The sequence below is a fragment of the Streptomyces altiplanensis genome (assembly GCF_053591575.1).
In genome coordinates this window covers 15,721-30,667 of sequence record NZ_JBSFUB010000085.1, presented here as the reverse complement: position 1 = coordinate 30,667, position 14,947 = coordinate 15,721, and the positions used below count along the sequence as shown (strand labels likewise).

At 70.0% G+C, this 14,947-nt stretch carries 14 protein-coding genes; 3 read left to right on the top strand and 11 right to left on the bottom strand.

Annotated features, from left to right (window positions below; all coding sequences use genetic code 11):
• Positions 1–126: 126 nt before the first annotated feature.
• The 8 genes from ACWD0Y_RS28355 to ACWD0Y_RS28320 form a co-directional block, all read right to left on the bottom strand.
• Positions 127–1,566 (bottom strand): nucleobase:cation symporter-2 family protein, encoded by a 1,440-nt coding sequence (locus tag ACWD0Y_RS28355; protein WP_450263162.1) that lies wholly within the window; start codon positions 1,564–1,566, stop codon positions 127–129.
• 295 nt (positions 1,567–1,861) lie between these two features.
• Positions 1,862–3,250: an 8-oxoguanine deaminase gene (locus ACWD0Y_RS28350; RefSeq protein ID WP_450263161.1), complete on the bottom strand. Its 1,389-nt coding sequence runs from the start codon at positions 3,248–3,250 to the stop codon at positions 1,862–1,864.
• 42 nt (positions 3,251–3,292) lie between these two features.
• Positions 3,293–4,696: a nucleobase:cation symporter-2 family protein gene (locus ACWD0Y_RS28345; protein ID WP_450263160.1), complete on the bottom strand. Its 1,404-nt coding sequence runs from the start codon at positions 4,694–4,696 to the stop codon at positions 3,293–3,295.
• 68 nt (positions 4,697–4,764) lie between these two features.
• Positions 4,765–5,688 carry a factor-independent urate hydroxylase gene (gene pucL, locus ACWD0Y_RS28340; protein ID WP_450263159.1) on the bottom strand — a complete coding sequence of 308 codons (924 nt, stop codon included), beginning with the start codon at positions 5,686–5,688 and terminating at the stop codon, positions 4,765–4,767.
• 7 nt (positions 5,689–5,695) lie between these two features.
• Entirely contained in the window at positions 5,696–6,100 is a 405-nt protein-coding gene (gene uraH, locus ACWD0Y_RS28335) for a hydroxyisourate hydrolase (protein WP_450263158.1), read from the bottom strand.
• The gene (uraD, locus tag ACWD0Y_RS28330; protein WP_450263157.1) at positions 6,100–6,612 is read right to left on the bottom strand and encodes a 2-oxo-4-hydroxy-4-carboxy-5-ureidoimidazoline decarboxylase; all 513 of its coding nucleotides are present in this window, start codon (positions 6,610–6,612) and stop codon (positions 6,100–6,102) included. Before uraD ends, uraH begins: the two co-directional genes overlap by 1 nt.
• Positions 6,613–6,781: 169 nt before the next feature.
• Positions 6,782–7,102: a helix-turn-helix domain-containing protein gene (locus ACWD0Y_RS28325; protein ID WP_450263166.1), complete on the bottom strand. Its 321-nt coding sequence runs from the start codon at positions 7,100–7,102 to the stop codon at positions 6,782–6,784.
• Positions 7,103–7,164: 62 nt separating this feature from the next.
• The gene (locus ACWD0Y_RS28320; protein ID WP_450263165.1) at positions 7,165–7,416 is read right to left on the bottom strand and encodes a hypothetical protein; all 252 of its coding nucleotides are present in this window, start codon (positions 7,414–7,416) and stop codon (positions 7,165–7,167) included.
• Positions 7,417–7,594: 178 nt separating this feature from the next.
• On the opposite strand from ACWD0Y_RS28320, the gene ACWD0Y_RS28315 reads away from it, so the two are divergent.
• From ACWD0Y_RS28315 to ACWD0Y_RS28305, 3 genes are all read left to right on the top strand, one after another.
• A complete protein-coding gene (locus tag ACWD0Y_RS28315; RefSeq protein ID WP_450263156.1) occupies positions 7,595–8,416 on the top strand; it encodes a TIM barrel protein in 822 nt (273 codons plus the stop codon).
• Positions 8,417–8,465: 49 nt separating this feature from the next.
• Positions 8,466–9,362 carry a 2-hydroxy-3-oxopropionate reductase gene (locus ACWD0Y_RS28310; protein ID WP_450263155.1) on the top strand — a complete coding sequence of 299 codons (897 nt, stop codon included), beginning with the start codon at positions 8,466–8,468 and terminating at the stop codon, positions 9,360–9,362.
• 197 nt (positions 9,363–9,559) lie between these two features.
• Complete coding sequence (locus tag ACWD0Y_RS28305) at positions 9,560–11,017, top strand: catalase (protein ID WP_450263154.1); 1,458 nt, start codon at positions 9,560–9,562, stop codon at positions 11,015–11,017.
• A gap of 374 nt (positions 11,018–11,391) precedes the next feature.
• Here ACWD0Y_RS28305 and ACWD0Y_RS28300 read toward each other — a convergent pair whose 3' ends face one another.
• The 3 genes from ACWD0Y_RS28300 to ACWD0Y_RS28290 all read right to left on the bottom strand — a co-directional run bounded on the left by ACWD0Y_RS28300 (position 11,392) and on the right by ACWD0Y_RS28290 (position 14,937).
• A complete protein-coding gene (locus tag ACWD0Y_RS28300; protein ID WP_450263153.1) occupies positions 11,392–12,387 on the bottom strand; it encodes an NAD-dependent epimerase/dehydratase family protein in 996 nt (331 codons plus the stop codon).
• A gap of 119 nt (positions 12,388–12,506) precedes the next feature.
• A complete protein-coding gene (locus ACWD0Y_RS28295; RefSeq protein WP_450263152.1) occupies positions 12,507–13,631 on the bottom strand; it encodes a type III polyketide synthase in 1,125 nt (374 codons plus the stop codon).
• 61 nt (positions 13,632–13,692) lie between these two features.
• Positions 13,693–14,937 (bottom strand): cytochrome P450, encoded by a 1,245-nt coding sequence (locus ACWD0Y_RS28290; protein WP_450263164.1) that lies wholly within the window; start codon positions 14,935–14,937, stop codon positions 13,693–13,695.
• Positions 14,938–14,947 lie beyond the last annotated feature (10 nt).

Genomic DNA, 14,947 nt, shown 5'->3' with positions numbered 1-14,947 from the left:
GCCTTCCACCCGGCGTGCGTACAGCCTGTACACCAGGTCGCGCAGGTTCACTGGGTCTCACCTCATGGCGTCGTGCGTGTCGGTCGTCCCGCGGGCGCCGCACGCCGTCGTGTCGGTGGCCGGTGGTCAGTGGGCGGCCGCCGGGATCTGGTCCGGGATCTCCGGCTGGGTGACGTTCTCGTCCTCGCCGCCCTTCTTGCCGAAGTGGTTGAAGGCCAGGTTGAGGACGATGGCCACCACGCACCCGGTGCTGATGCCCGAGTCGAGCACCACCAGCAGGTCCTCGGGGAAGGCGTGGTAGAACGTCGGCGCCGCGATCGGGATCAGGCCGATGCCGAGGGCGGCGGCGACGATCAGGGCGTTCTCGCCCTTCTCCAGCGCGGCCGTGGCGAGGGTCTGGACGCCGCTGGCCGCGACCGTACCGAAGAGGACGATGCCCGCGCCGCCGAGTACCGGCAGCGGTACGAGCGCGATCACGGAGGCCAGGACCGGGCACAGGCCGAGCAGGATCAGGATGCCGCCGCCGGCGGCGACGACGAAGCGGCTGCGGACCTTCGTCATGGCGACCAGGCCGATGTTCTGTGCGAAGGCGCTGCACATGAAGCCGTTGAACAGCGGGCTGATCGCGCTGCCCAGGGTGTCGGCGCGCAGACCGCCCTCGACGGTCTTCTCGTCGGCCGGGCGGCCGACGATCTTGCCGAGGGCGAGCATGTCGGCGGTCGACTCGGTCATGCACACCAGCATCACGATGCACATGGAGATGATCGCGGCGATCTCGAACTGCGGGGCGCCGAAGTAGAACGGGGTCGGGAAGCCGACGAGGCCGGCGCTCCTGATGGCGCCGAAGTCGGTGATGCCGACCGGGATGGCGATGAGGGTGCCGATGACGAGACCGAGCAGGATCGCGATCTGCTGGAGGAAACCGCGCAGGAGCTTGCGCAGGGCCAGGACGATCACGAAGGTCAGGGCGGCCATGCCGATGTTGGTCATCGAGCCGTAGTCGTCGGCCTGGGAGTTGCCGCCCTGCGACCAGTTGAAGGCGACGGGCAGCAGTGAGACACCGATCAGGGTGATGACGGTGCCGGTGACCACGGGCGGGAAGAAGCGCAGCAGTTTGCAGAAGTACGGGGCGAGTACGAAGCCGAGGATGCCGGCCACGATGATCGCGCCGAAGATGACGGCGATGCCGTCGTGGCCCCGGTCCTTGCCGATGGCGACCATGGGGGTCACACCGGCGAAGGACACGCCGTTGACGAAGGGGAGCTTCGCGCCGATCTTCCAGAACCCGAGGGTCTGGAGGAGGGTGGCTATGCCCGCGGTGAAGAGGCTGGCCCCCATGAGGAAGGCCGTCTCCTTGACGTCGAGGCCCACGGCGGGGCCGACGATCATGGGCGGGGCCACCACACCGGCGTACATCGCGGCCACGTGCTGGAGGCCGCTGGTGAACATCTTGACGGGCGGGAGCTTCTCGTCGACCGGATGGGTCAGGTCGGGGCCGGACGGGGATCCGGACTGGGGATCGGATGCGGCGACTGCGTCTTTGCGAAACCTGGGCTTGGCGGCCACGGCGGTTCCTCCGGTCGGTTACACGTCGGCGGGGACGTGGGTGTCTTGGAGGTGGTGCGGAGCGGAGCGTTGAAGCAGGTGGTGCAGACGTGCATGACGCATGGGGGGTTGGGGATGGAGCGGTGGGATCTCGGAGGGGGTGCGGGCGGAGGCGGTCGCGGTGACGGTTCGTCACCGCCCCCGGGGGCGCGGGCGCTTGGGCGCGCGCCCCCGGGCACAGCTGCCGTGGACCCCGCTCGGGTCCGCGGCCGCCGGCTGAGGGCCGTCCCCCTCAGCCGGACTTCCGGGGGGACTCTCAGCCCTGCGCGACGATCCGCGCGAGCCGCTGGGACTCGGCCCGCGCGGTGCGGGCGATGGCGTCCTCGTCCACCGTGATCAGGTGGTTGTCCTCGACGACGGGCTTGCCGTCGACGAGCGACAGGGTGACCGGGGCCGCGGCGCCGAAGACGATCGCGGTGACCGGGTCGGCGATGGTGGAGTGGCCGAGTCCGTCGATCTTCCACATCACCAGGTCGGCGAGCTTGCCGGCCTCCAGCGAACCGATCTGGTCGCCGCGGCCGAGCACCTGGGCTCCGCCGTACGTACCCAGACGCAGCGCCTGGCGGGCGTTCAGCGCCGCCTCGCGGTGCGCGCCGAGGCGGTTGATCAGCAGGGCGTTGCGCAGCTCGGTGTGCAGCTCGCCCGACTCGTTGGACGCCGTGCCGTCGACGCCTAGGCCGACCGGGACGCCGGCCTTCAGCATGTCGGGGACGCGGGCGATGCCGGCCGCGAGGCGGGCGTTGGAGGACGGGCAGTGGGCCACACCCGTGCCCGTACGGGCGAAGGCGGCGATGTCGGAGTCGTTCATGTGGACGCAGTGGGCCATCCACACGTCGCTGCCGAGCCAGCCGGTCGACTCGAAGTACTCGGTCGGGCCCATGCCGAACAGTTCCTTGCAGAACTGCTCCTCCTCGACCGTCTCGCTGCCGTGCGTGTGCAGCCGTACGCCCAGGCGGCGGGCCAGTTCGGCGCCCTGCCTCATCAGTTCGGTGGAGACCGAGAACGGCGAGCAGGGGGCGACCGCCACCTGCGTCATCGCGTCGAAGGAGGCGTCGTGGTGCTTCTTGACGGTCTCCTCGGTCGCGGCCAGCGCGCCCTCGAGGGTCTCGACGGCGAAGTCCGGCGGCAGGCCGCCGTCCTTCTCGCTGCGGTCCATGGACCCGCGGGCGAGGGTGAAGCGTACGCCCGTCTCGGAGGCGGCCCCGATGATGGCGCCGGACAGGTCGCCCGAGCCCTTGGGGTAGACGTAGTGGTGGTCCATCGCGGTGGTGACGCCGCCGCGGGCCATCATCGCCAGCGAGCCCTGCGCACCGGCCCTCGCCATGGGCTCGTCGATGCGCGCCCAGGTCGGGTACAGCGCGACGAGCCAGTTGAAGAGGTTGTGGTCGGTGGCCAGGCCACGGGTCAGCCACTGGTAGAAGTGGTGGTGCGTGTTGACCAGGCCGGGGGTGACCAGGTGCCCTGTTCCGTCGATGCGGCGTACGACGTTCTCCAGGCCCTCCGGGGCCTTGCCCGCGCCGACCGACTCGATGCGGTTGCCGGCGACGACGATGTAGCCGGAGGCGTACTCGGTGTCGTGTGCGTCGACGGTGGCGATGGCACAGTTCTCGATGATGGTGCGCGCGGCTGCCGGTGATGCTGCCATGGTGCGTCCTTCTTCGCTCGGTGTTGTGGGCACGGCAGGACCCTAGGAGGATTTGAGTGCCGCAGCCGCGTGGCTCCGGGTGCCGAGATGGTGAAAGAAGAGGTTGAGCAGGACCGCGACCAGGGCGCCGGCGCTGATTCCGGAGCCGAGCACGGTCTGTGCCCAGGCGGGGAAGTCCACGTAGAAGGTGGGCGCGGCGAGCGGGATGATGCCCGCGCCGAGCGAGACCGCCACGAGGATGATGTTGGAGCTGTCGTCGAGTCCGGCCTCGGAGAGGGTGCGGATGCCGCTGACCGCGATCGAGCCGAAGAGGACGATGCCCGCGCCGCCGAGTACCGGCATCGGGACGGTGGAGACGACCGCGCCGAGCACCGGGAAGGCGCCGAGGACCAGGAGCGCTCCGCCCGCGACGGCGACGACGTACCGGCTGCGCACCCTGGTGAGGGTGACGACTCCGACGTTCTGGGCGAAGGCGCTGGTGGGGAAGCCGCCGAAGACCGGGCCGACGAGCGTGGCGATGCCGTCGGTGCGCAGACCGCGGGTGATGGTCCTGCCGTTGGTCCTGCGCTCGCAGATCTCGCCGAGGGCGAGCATGCCGGCCGACGACTCGGTCATCAGCACCAGCATCACGATGCACAGCGAGAGGATCGCGGCGGGCTGGAACTCGGGGGCGCCGAAGGCGAAGGGCGTGGGCAGCGCCGCGACCGGCGCGGACTTCAGCGCGCTGAAGTCGGCCATACCGAACGGGATCGCGGCGAGCGTGCCCACCAGCATGCCCAGGAGGAGCGCGACCTGCTTGACGAAACCCCTGCCGAAGCGCTGGATCAGCAGGATGACCATGAGCGTGAAGGCGGCGAGCGCGAGGTACTTCATGGCGCCGAAGTCGGTGGCGGTCTTGTCGCCGCCCTGCGCCCAGGTGACGGGCACGGGCATCAGCGTGACGCCGATGAGGGTGATGACGACGCCGGTGACCAGGGGCGGGAAGAAGCGCAGCAGCCGGCCGAAGAAGGGGCCGACGGTGAGGCAGAAGACTCCGGCGACCATCACGGCGCCGTAGATCGCGGGGAGCTGACGCCCGGGGGCGGTGGTCTCCGCGATGGCGAGCATCGGGGCGATGCCGGCCGAGGACGCGGCGTTCACGAAGGGCAGCCGGTTTCCGGCGAAGCCGCCGATGCCGATGGTCTGCAGGATGGTGGCGAGGCCGGCGATGAGCAGGCTCGCGGCGATCAGCCGGGTCATTCCCGCGGCGTCCAGGCCGACGGCCTGGCCGATGATGAGCGGAGGGGTGACCACGCCCGCGTACATGGCGGCGATGTGCTGGAGAGCGGCGGGGACGAGCCGCGAAGTGGAGAGCTTTTCATCCACCGGGTGGACCATCGGTCCTGCCAGTGGGGCGGAACACGGGCCTTCTGCTGCTTCTGCCGGCTCCGTTGCAGGCTGTGCCATGGGATGTTCCCTCCGGTCCGGGGCGCCCCCGCCCGACTACGGGCGGGCGGGGGCGTACCGGTCCCGCGTCAGAGGTTGGTCATGTCGACCGGGATCTTCGGCTCGACGCCGTCCCGCAGGATGGTGGCCTCGATGAGGCCGTAGGGACGGTCGGCGGCGAAGTAGACCTCGTTGTCGTTCTTCAGCCCGAAGGGCTCGAGGTCGACCAGGAAGTGGTGGTTGTTCGGCAGTGAGAAGCGGATCTCGTCGATCTCACTGCGGCTGTTGATGACCCGCGAACCCATCTGGTACAGGGTCTGCTGGAGCGAGAGGGAGTACGTCTCGGCGAAGGCCTGGAGGATGTGCTTCTTGGCCTGCTCGTACGACTTCTCCCAGTTGGGCATCCGCTCTTCGTCGCTGGTCCAGTTGTAGCGCCAGGCGGCGGAGACGTCGGTGCACAGGATGCGGTCGTACGCCTCCTTGAGCGTCGTGTACTTGTCCTTGACGTAGCCCCAGAACTCCGAGTTGGTGGAGTTCATGACCGTGAGGTCCTTGAGACCGGAGATGATCTCCCACTTCTCACCGTCGAAGGTGATCTGCGTGGTGCGCAGCTCCTGGCCCTTGCGGACGAAGGAGTGGTTGACCTCGTCCGACCCGATGAACTTCGAGTTGTTGTCCGAGGTCGCGATGCGGTCCCAGGAGTACTCCTCGATCCGGATCCGGGCGACCTTGATCGGCTCCTGCGACGTCACGAAGTGCCGGGCGAGGTGGATGCCGAACTGCTCGGCGGACTCTATGCCGTACTCCTTGGCGAACGCGTACACCGTGTTCTTGGTGGTGTCCGTGGGCAGGACGTTCGCGTTGGAGCCGGAGTAGTGGACGTCGTCCATGTCGCCGGAGAGGGCGACGGAGACGTTCAGGTCCTTGATGTGGTGGGTGTCGCCGTCCCGCGTGATCCTGACGACGCGGTTCTCTGCTTTGCCGTACTGGTTCTGGCCGAGAATCGTGGGCATGTCGGTGCTAGCTCCCTCGGTATACGGAGTAGCCGAACGGGTTGAGCAGCAGCGGTACGTGGAAATGTTCGCCCGGTACGACGGCGAACGTGATCGCCACCTCCGGGAAGAACGCGCCGCTGTCCCTTACGCGGGGGGCGTCCTGCTGTGCCTCGGCTTGCTTCTTCGTGCTGGACATGTTCGAGAAGTACGCCTCGGTCTCGAAGTCGAGACGTACGTGGGTCGTGCCTTCCGGCAGGGCCGGCAGGTCCTTGCAGCGCCCGTCCGCGTCGGTCGCGGACCCGCCGAGCGCCACCCACCCGGCGTCACTGCCGCTGCGGGCGGTGAGCGAGACGGCGACGCCCTCGGCGGGGCGTCCGATGCTGGTGTCCAGGATGTGCGTGGACACCGAAGCAGTGGTCGCGGTGCTCATCAGTCCTTGTCCTCTTCTACGAGACGGGTCAGCCGGATCCGGTTGATCTTCCCGAGTTCGGTGCGCACGATCTCGCGCTCCGCCTCGGCGGTGTTGCCGATCCGGTCCCGCATCGCGTCACGCATCTGCTCACCGGTCGCACCGGTGGCGCAGATCAGAAAGACATGTCCGAACTTCTCCTGGTAGGCCAGGTTCAGTTCGAGCATCTCGGCCTTGAGTTCCTCGGACGCTCCGGCCATCCCCCGCTGCTCGCGGGAGGAGGTCGGGTCTCCGGGCTTGGGCCGGCCGATCGGCGGGTGGCCCGCCATCGCTTCGGCCAGATCTTCGGTGGTCAGTTCGGCCGTGGCGGCGTCACTGGCGAGGAAGAGGGCTTCCGCGTTGGCGTACGGGCGCTGGGCGAGCAGTTTGCTTCCCCACGCCGAGCTGGCGCACACCTCGTGGAGCGTGGCCAGGGCCTCGCTGTCCGCCGAGGTGTTGAACCGGGCGAGGCCCGGCGTCGAACCTGAAGTCACGGGAGCCTCCGTGGCCTTGTGCTGGACGGGCTGGGCATAGCTAACGCCCTCAAGAACAGCGCGTCAACACTTTGTTGAAATCTTGCGAACGCAAAAGCCGCCGTCCTGGTGTGCGGACGGCGGCCCCTGGAAGTGATCGATCAAATATGCCCAGCCACTGGACGGCACGCTACTCACCCTTGGAGCTGTTCTCCCTGTTCAAGTAGTTGTAGACGGTGAAGCGGCTGACCCCCAGGGCGCTCGCCACCGTCTCCACACCGTGCCGCACCGAGAAGGCGCCGCGCGCCTCCAGGGCCCGTACGACCGACTGCTTCTCCTTGCGGTCGAGCTCGGCCAGCGGCATGCCGTGCCGGCGCTCCAGGGCGGCCAGGATGTGGTCGAGCGAGTCCGAGAGCTGCGGAAGCCGCACGGCGACGACGTCACGGCCCTCCCAGGCCAGCACCACGTCGTCGGCCGCCGCCTGCTCCGGCACCATCATCTCGCCGCCCATGGCGTCGACCAGCGGCTTGACCGCGGTGACGAGGGGGTGGTCGTCCGGCGCGCCGAGATCCGTCACTTCTCGCCCTCCCCGATCACGTTGACCTGCAACGAGACCCGGGTGGCGCCCGCGGCCAGCGACGTGCGCAGCAGCGCGTCGACCGCGGTCAGCACCGCGTCCGCATCCCCCTCGGCGGTGTTCCCGAACGGGCCGACGTCCACGGCGTCCAGTTCGGCCACCTGGATGACCTCGCGGGCCGCCAGCGCGTGCGCCGGCGCCTCGTCGAGGTCGAAGGGTTCGGTCGTGAACTCCACTCTCAATCGCACCATGCCCCCACGGTACTGGCGGGGATCCGGGGCCCGTCAGCCGGTCGCGGGGGCCGCCGTCGGCGGGGCGCGCGCCCCCGACCTGGCCACACCCCCTTGACAGCCCTCCGCGCCACCATGCAACATTCCATCAAGCAGAAAATAACTTCCGCAATACGGAAGGAGCGCCGAAACCCTCATGGGCTACACGGACCAGCGCTTCGATGTGAACCTCTCGATCCTCTTCACGGAACTCCCGCTCCTGGAGCGCCCCGCGGCCGCCGCCGCGGCGGGCTTCAAGGCGGTCGAGCTGTGGTGGCCCTGGATCGAGACCCCCACCCCCGACCAGGCCGAGCTCGACGCCCTGAAGAAGGCGCTCGACGAGGCCGGCACCCAGCTGGTCGGCCTGAACTTCTACGCCGGGCAGCTGCCCGGTCCGGACCGCGGCGCGCTCTCCGTGCCGGGCGAGGAGTCGGACCGCTTCCGCGCCAACATCGACGTCGCGGCGGACTTCGCCGCCTCGGTGGGCTGCAAGGCGCTCAACGCGCTCTACGGCAACCGCGTGGAAGGGGCCGACCCGGACGTCCAGGACAAGCTCGCCCTGGAGAACCTGGTGACGGCCGCCCGCGCCGCCGACCGGGTGGGCGCGATCCTCCTGATCGAGACCCTCAACAAGCCGGAGTCGCCGCTCTACCCGCTGGTGAGCGCACCGGCCGGCATCGCGGTCGTCGACAAGGTCAACGAGGCCACCGGACTCGGCAACGCCAAGTTCCTCCTGGACATCTACCACCTGTCGATGAACGGCGAGAACCTCCCCGAGGTGATCGCGGCGTACGCCGGGAAGACCGGCCACGTGCAGATCGCCGACAACCCGGGCCGCGGCGCGCCCGGCACGGGCTCGCTGCCGCTGGAAGAGCTGCTCGACCAGCTCAAGAAGGCCGGTTACGACGGCTGGGTGGGCCTGGAGTACAAGCCCGGCGACCGCCCGAGCGCCGAAGCCTTCGGCTGGCTCTCCCCCTGACCATTTCTACGCGTGTGCTGAACCGCGTGTGTTGAAAGAGGCACCCCTCATGAGCACTCTCCCCAAGATCGGCTTCATCGGACTCGGCATCATGGGCTCCCCCATGTCCGAGAACCTGCTGAAGGCGGGTTACGACGTCACCGGCTACACCCTGGAGCAGCCCAAGATCGACCGCCTCGTCGCCGCCGGCGGCAAGGGCGCGTCCTCGATCGCCGAGGCCGTCAGGGACGCCGACGTCATCATCACGATGGTGCCCGCCTCCCCGCAGGTCGAGGCGATCGCGTACGGCGAGGACGGCATCCTGGAGAACGCCAGGAAGGGCGCCCTCCTGATCGACATGTCCTCGATCACCCCGCAGACCTCCGTCGACCTGGGCAAGGCCGGCGCCGAGAAGGGCCTGCGCGTCCTGGACGCCCCGGTCTCCGGCGGCGAGGCCGGCGCGATCGAGGCCGTACTGTCGATCATGGTCGGCGGTTCGCAGGAGGACTTCGACGCCGCCAAGCCGGTCCTCGAAGCGCTCGGCAAGACCATCGTCCTGTGCGGTCCGCACGGCTCCGGCCAGACGGTGAAGGCCGCCAACCAGCTGATCGTCGCGGTCAACATCCAGGCGTGCGCCGAGGCCGTGGTCTTCCTGGAGAAGTCCGGCGTCGACCTCGAAGCGGCCCTCGACGTCCTCAACGGCGGACTGGCCGGCTCGACCGTGCTGACCCGCAAGAAGGCCAACTTCCTCAACCGGGACTTCGCCCCCGGCTTCCGGATCGACCTGCACCACAAGGACATGGGCATCGTCACCGACGCCGCCCGCAATGTCGGTGCGGCGCTCCCCGTCGGCGCGGTCGTCGCCCAGCTGGTCGCCTCGCTGCGCGCCCAGGGCGACGGCGGTCTGGACCACTCCGCCCTGCTGCGCTCGGTCGAGCGCCTCTCCGGTCAGCCCGTCCAGGACTGACCGCCCCTGAACTCCGGGCTGCGGCAGCGCTGACACCTGTCCTGTCGCGCCCAGGCGCTGCCGCCGCCCGGATCCCTCTTCGCGCCGGCCTCAGGCCGACCATCCTCTTCAACTTCAACTTCAACAAACTGTTGACGTCACGATCGGTGCGTACTTACGCTCCTCACGCCGCCAGCAGATCCCGCAGGAAGGTCCCCATGTCGAAGCGTGTGCTCACGACCGAGTCAGGCGCCCCGGTCGCCGACAACCAGAATTCCGCCGCCGCCGGTGTCGGTGGCCCGCTCCTCCTCCAGGACCAGCACCTGCTGGAGAAGCTGGCCCGGTTCAACCGTGAGCGCATCCCGGAGCGCGTCGTCCACGCCCGCGGTTCGGGTGCGTACGGCTACTTCGAGGTGACGGACGACGTCACCGGCTTCACCCGCGCCGACTTCCTCGGCGAGGTGGGCAGGCGGACCGAGACGTTCGTCCGCTTCTCCACCGTCGCCGACAACCTCGGTGGCGCGGACGCGGTCCGCGACCCGCGCGGCTTCGCGGTGAAGTTCTACACCGAAGAGGGCAACTACGACCTCGTCGGCAACAACACCCCGGTGTTCTTCCTCAACGACCCGGTGAAGTTCCCCGACTTCATCCACTCCCAGAAGCGCGACCCCTTCACGGGCAAGCAGGAGCCGGACAACGTCTGGGACTTCTGGGCGCACTCCCCGCAGTCCACCCACCAGATCACCTGGCTGATGGGCGACCGCGGCATCCCCGCGTCGTACCGCCACATGAACGGCTTCGGCTCGCACACCTACCAGTGGACGAACGCCGAGGGCGGGGCCTTCTTCGTCAAGTACCACTTCAAGACGAACCAGGGCATCCGCTGCCTGTCGTCCGAGCAGGCCGCCGAGATCGCCGGCAAGGACCCCAACTCGCACCAGACGGACCTGCTCCAGGCCATCGAGCGGGGCGTCAACCCGTCCTGGACGCTGTACGTCCAGATCATGCCGGCGGCGGAGGCGGCCGACTACCGCTTCAACCCGTTCGACGTGACGAAGGTCTGGCCCCACGCGGACTACCCGCTCCAGCGGGTCGGCCGTCTGGTCCTCGACCGGAACCCGGACAACGTCTTCGCCGAGGTCGAGCAGGCCGCGTTCTCCCCGAACAACTTCGTTCCGGGCATCGGCCCCTCGCCCGACAAGATGCTCCAGGGCCGGCTGTTCGCCTACGCGGACGCCCACCGCTACCGCCTCGGCGTCAACCACACCCAGCTGCCGGTCAACGCCCCGAAGGCGACCAAGGCCGACAACTACGGCCGGGACGGGGTCATGGCGACGCGCCAGGGCTCGCGCCACGACAAGAACTACGAGCCGAACTCCTACGACGGCCCGGCCCAGACGAACGAGGCGCTCTCCGCCCCGCTCGCGGTGTCCGGCTGGACCGGCACGCACGCCAACGCCCAGCACGTCAAGGACGACGACTTCTTCCAGGCCGGTGAGCTCTACCGTCTGATGTCGGACGAGGAGAAGTCCCGCCTGATCGCGAACATCGCCGGTGGCCTCTCGCAGGTCAGCCGCGACGACGTGATCGAGAAGAACCTCGCGCACTTCCACGCCGCGGACGCGGAGTACGGCAAGCGCGTGGAGGAAGCGGTCCGCGCTCTGCGCGACGAGTAACACCGAGACCGCGCGGAGGGCCTGACGGGAGGTCCGGCCCGCCGCGCAGTCCGTACCACCGGCCCTTATGAGGGGTGGCCGGTGTCACGGACGGAACGGGTGCCGCGGCGGCGAGCGAGCCAGTGCGGTGGTCAAGGTTCACGGAGTGCCCTCCTCGACCTGAGGGGAGGACACCCCCGTGGCTCATCGCCACCCGCCGCGGGCCCCTTCTTCCTCTCCTCATTCCTCTCCTCTCCCCTCCCCTCCCCGAACTCCGCCCGGCGGCGCGAACGTCCTGTCGCGCCAGTCCCGTGCCGCCGGGCGGCATCAGCACCCCTGCCAGGGCGGGGGTGGGTACGGACGGTCCCGTACCCACCCCCGCCCTTCAGGCGTTCTCAGGCCGCCGGCCGCCCCAGTACCCGCGCCTCCTTCTCCGGGGCCAGGCCGACCACCGGCCGGTCGGGCCGCTGCGGGGCCACCCCGCCCAGCTCCTGGAGCCACGCCCAGGTGTCGGCCACCGTCTCGGCCACCGGCCGGCAGCGCAGCCCCGCACCGAGCGCCTTGCCGACGCCGGTGTCGTGCACCGCGTCGTACAGCTCCCCCGGCGGAACCCACACCGGCAGCTCCGACCACGGTGCGACGCCGGCCGCCAGGATCACCTCCGGGTCGGTCCAGCGCAGCCGTGCGCCGGCCCCCGTCACCCGTACGCACTCCTCCAGCAGCCCGCCCATCGTGGCGTGCCCGCGCGGGCCGACGAGGTTGTACGGTCCCCCCAGGCCGCCCGCGGCGGCGTCCAGCATCCATGCCGCCAGGTCACGCGCGTCGACGTACTGCAACGCCAGGTCGCGCGGCCCGGGAGCCAGCACCGGCCCGCCCCGGGCGATCCGCGTCAGCCACCACGGCAGCCGGCCGATGTTCTCGCCGGGGCCGAGGATGAGCCCGGCCCGCACCAGCAGCGCCCGGTCGCCGAACGCCCCGGCCGCGGCGACTTCACCGCCCCGCTTGGCCTGCGGGTACGCGACGTCCCCGCCCGCGTCGGCCGAGCCGTCGACCAGCGGCCCGTCCTCGCCCTGCCCCGCCGGGGACGGGTAGCGGTACACGGACGCGCTCGACACGTACGCGTAGTGCCCGGCCCGCCCGGCCAGCAGCCGCGCCGCGTCCCGTACGGCGGACGGCGCGCCCGACCACGTGTCGACGACGACGTCCCACTCCCCCCGCTCCAGCGCCGCGAGGCCGCCCTCCGCCGTGCGGTCGCCGTGCAGGGCGACGACGCCGGGAGGCGGCGCGTGGTGTCCGCGGTGGAACACCGTCACGTCCCAGCCCCGCGCCAGCGCGTCGTCGGTGACGGCGCGCCCGACGAACTCCGTACCGCCCAGTACCAGTAGCTTCATACGGGTGACTCTGCCGGTCCGGGCTCCCCCGGGGAACGCTCTCTCGCTCTCGGCGCAACGCGACGGCCGGCCGGCCCCGTACCCGGGGCGGCCGGCCGGCGCGGGAGCGGTCCCGCGGGTCAGCCGACCGGGACCACCGTTTCGACGGCCGGCGTCTCGGTGGCCGGTGCCTCGACGACCGCCGTCGCGACCGGCGCGGCACCGGCCCACCGGCCGATGGCGGTCTCGGCCGTGATGCCGGGCCCGAACCCGGCGATGAGCCCGCCCGCCCCGTTCTCGACGCCGCCCTCCTCGAACAGCCGGGCCAGGGCGTCGAAGACCACGGAGCTGGCGATGTTCCCGCGTTCGGTGAGCGTGGCCCGGCTGAAGCGGAACATCTCCGGCGGGAGGCCGAGGTAGTGGCACAGGTCGTCGAGGATGCGCGGCCCGCCCGCGTGGACGATGAAGAAGTCCATCTCCGGGATCTTCCAACTGTGCTCCGCCACAAGGGCCTTGAGCGCCGGGGCCAGCATCTCCATGGTTCCGGGGACCCGTTTGTCGAGCAGGAAGTGGAACCCGGTGTCCCGCACGGCGTACGAGATCCAGTCCTCCGTGTCGGGCACGAGGTGGGAGCCGTTGCGCTCGATCCGCACGCCGACGCCGCCCTCGCCCCGCACCACGGCCGCCGAGACCGCGTCGCCGAACAGGCCGTTGGAGAGCAGGGAACCCACACCCAGGTCGGTCGGCTGGTAGCACAGCGAGCAGAACTCGCAGGACACGATCAGCACGTTGGCCCGCGGGTACGCGGTGCAGAAGTCATGGGCGCGGTTGATCGCCGCGCCGCCTCCGGCGCAGCCGAGCTGGGCGATGGGCAGCTGTCTGGTGTCCGCCCGGAACCCCATCGTGTTGATCAGCCAGGCGGTCAGCGACGGCATCATGAAGCCGGTGCAGGAGACGTAGACGATCAGGTCGATGTCACCGGGCTCCACCTCGGCGTGGGCGAGCGCCCGGCGTACGACACCGGGGACGCGCGCCTTCGCCTCGGCCTCGTACAGCCGGTTGCGGATCTCGAAACCGGGGTGCCGGAGGGTGTCTTCGACCGGCTGGACGATATGGCGGGTGCGGACACCCGTGTTCTCGATGAGGCGCAGGACGAGGTCGCGCTGCGGATGGTCCGCGTGCGTCTCGCGGGCCAGTGCCAGCGTCTGCTCCATCGTGATGACGTGGTCGGGTACGGCGACGGACGGTCGGCACAGTGTGGCCATGGGTCTTCCTTGTCTCATGCCGGGCAGCGGTGTCGCCGGGCGGTCGTCACACGGGCGGACGTCACCACGCGACGGGCAGGCCGAGCGGGTGGCGCCAGATCGATGTCGTGTTCCAGCGCACTTGTGACGGGTCCACCGCCAGCCGCAGCCCCGGGAAGCGGTCGAGGAGCGTGCCGAACACGACTTCGAGCTCCATCGCCGCCAGCGGCGCCCCGAGGCAGTGGTGCGCCCCCCAGCCGAACGTCATGTGCGGAACGGTGGGCCGGTCCACGTCCAGCTCGTCGGGCCGGTCGAACTTCCGCTCGTCGCGGTTGGCGGTGAGGTACGAGACGTGGACGACGTCCCCGGCCCGGATCAGCACCCCGCTCAGTTCCACGTCCTCGGTGGCGATCCGCGGGATGCCGACGCCCTTGCGGAACGGGATGAAGCGCAGCATCTCCTCGATCGCCCCCGGCAGGAGCCCGGGACGCGCACGGAGTGCGCCCAGTACCTCCGGACGGGTGAGCAGGGTGTACGCGATGTTCCCGATCTCGTACGTCGTGGTGTCCTGGCCCGTGATGAGCAGGACCATCGACATGACCGCCAGCTCGTCGTCGTCGAGGAGCTCCGCGCCGTCGCGGGCGGTGGCCAGCGTACTGATCAGGTCGTCGCCGGGCGCCCGGCGGCGCTCGGCGCTGAGTCCGGCGAAGTAGGAGCGCAGTTCCGCCTTGGCCCGGACGGCCGCCTCCCGGTTGGCGGCGCTCACGTTCATCATGGTGAGCGCGTGGGCACGCAGCCTCGGCCGGTCGTCCTCGGGGATGCCGAGGACCTCGCAGATCGTCACGAGCGGCAGCGGCGCCGCCACGTGTTCGACGAGGTCGACGGTCGGGCCGAGGTCCGCCATCCGGTCGAGCATCCGGTCCACCACGCCCTGGGTCCGCTGCCGCATCCGCTCGACGTGGCGCGGCGCGAAGCTCTTGGCGACCAGGCTGCGCAGCCGGCTGCTCGCCGGCGGGTCCATCAGGTTGATCGACTCGGACTGCACGATCGGCTCCGGCGTCATCCGCGGGAAATCGCGCCCCCTGACGGCGCTGCGGCTGAACCGCCGGTCGGTGGTCACGGTGCGTACGTCCTCGTAGCGCGTGACGAGCCAGGCCTCGCCCTCGCCGTACGGCATCCGGATACGGGCCACGGGATCGGTCTCCAGCATCTGCCGGAGCTGAGGGTCGAATTCGAGCGCCTCCGCGTAGTCGAAGGGACAGCTCCATACAGTGCCGGTGGTCTCCACGTTGCTCCAGACTCTGTGCGGTCGGTGTCCGACACACATCCCCATCAGG

Coding starts and splice junctions, on each gene's coding strand:
- ACWD0Y_RS28350 (WP_450263161.1), bottom strand. CDS start 3,250: ATGGCAGCATCACCGGCAGCCGCGCGCACCATCATCGAGAACTGTGCC.
- ACWD0Y_RS28345 (WP_450263160.1), bottom strand. CDS start 4,696: ATGGCACAGCCTGCAACGGAGCCGGCAGAAGCAGCAGAAGGCCCGTGT.
- pucL (WP_450263159.1), bottom strand. CDS start 5,688: ATGCCCACGATTCTCGGCCAGAACCAGTACGGCAAAGCAGAGAACCGC.
- uraH (WP_450263158.1), bottom strand. CDS start 6,100: ATGAGCACCGCGACCACTGCTTCGGTGTCCACGCACATCCTGGACACC.
- ACWD0Y_RS28325 (WP_450263166.1), bottom strand. CDS start 7,102: ATGGGCGGCGAGATGATGGTGCCGGAGCAGGCGGCGGCCGACGACGTG.
- ACWD0Y_RS28315 (WP_450263156.1), top strand. CDS start 7,595: ATGGGCTACACGGACCAGCGCTTCGATGTGAACCTCTCGATCCTCTTC.
- ACWD0Y_RS28310 (WP_450263155.1), top strand. CDS start 8,466: ATGAGCACTCTCCCCAAGATCGGCTTCATCGGACTCGGCATCATGGGC.
- ACWD0Y_RS28305 (WP_450263154.1), top strand. CDS start 9,560: ATGTCGAAGCGTGTGCTCACGACCGAGTCAGGCGCCCCGGTCGCCGAC.
- ACWD0Y_RS28300 (WP_450263153.1), bottom strand. CDS start 12,387: ATGAAGCTACTGGTACTGGGCGGTACGGAGTTCGTCGGGCGCGCCGTC.
- ACWD0Y_RS28295 (WP_450263152.1), bottom strand. CDS start 13,631: ATGGCCACACTGTGCCGACCGTCCGTCGCCGTACCCGACCACGTCATC.
- ACWD0Y_RS28290 (WP_450263164.1), bottom strand. CDS start 14,937: ATGTGTGTCGGACACCGACCGCACAGAGTCTGGAGCAACGTGGAGACC.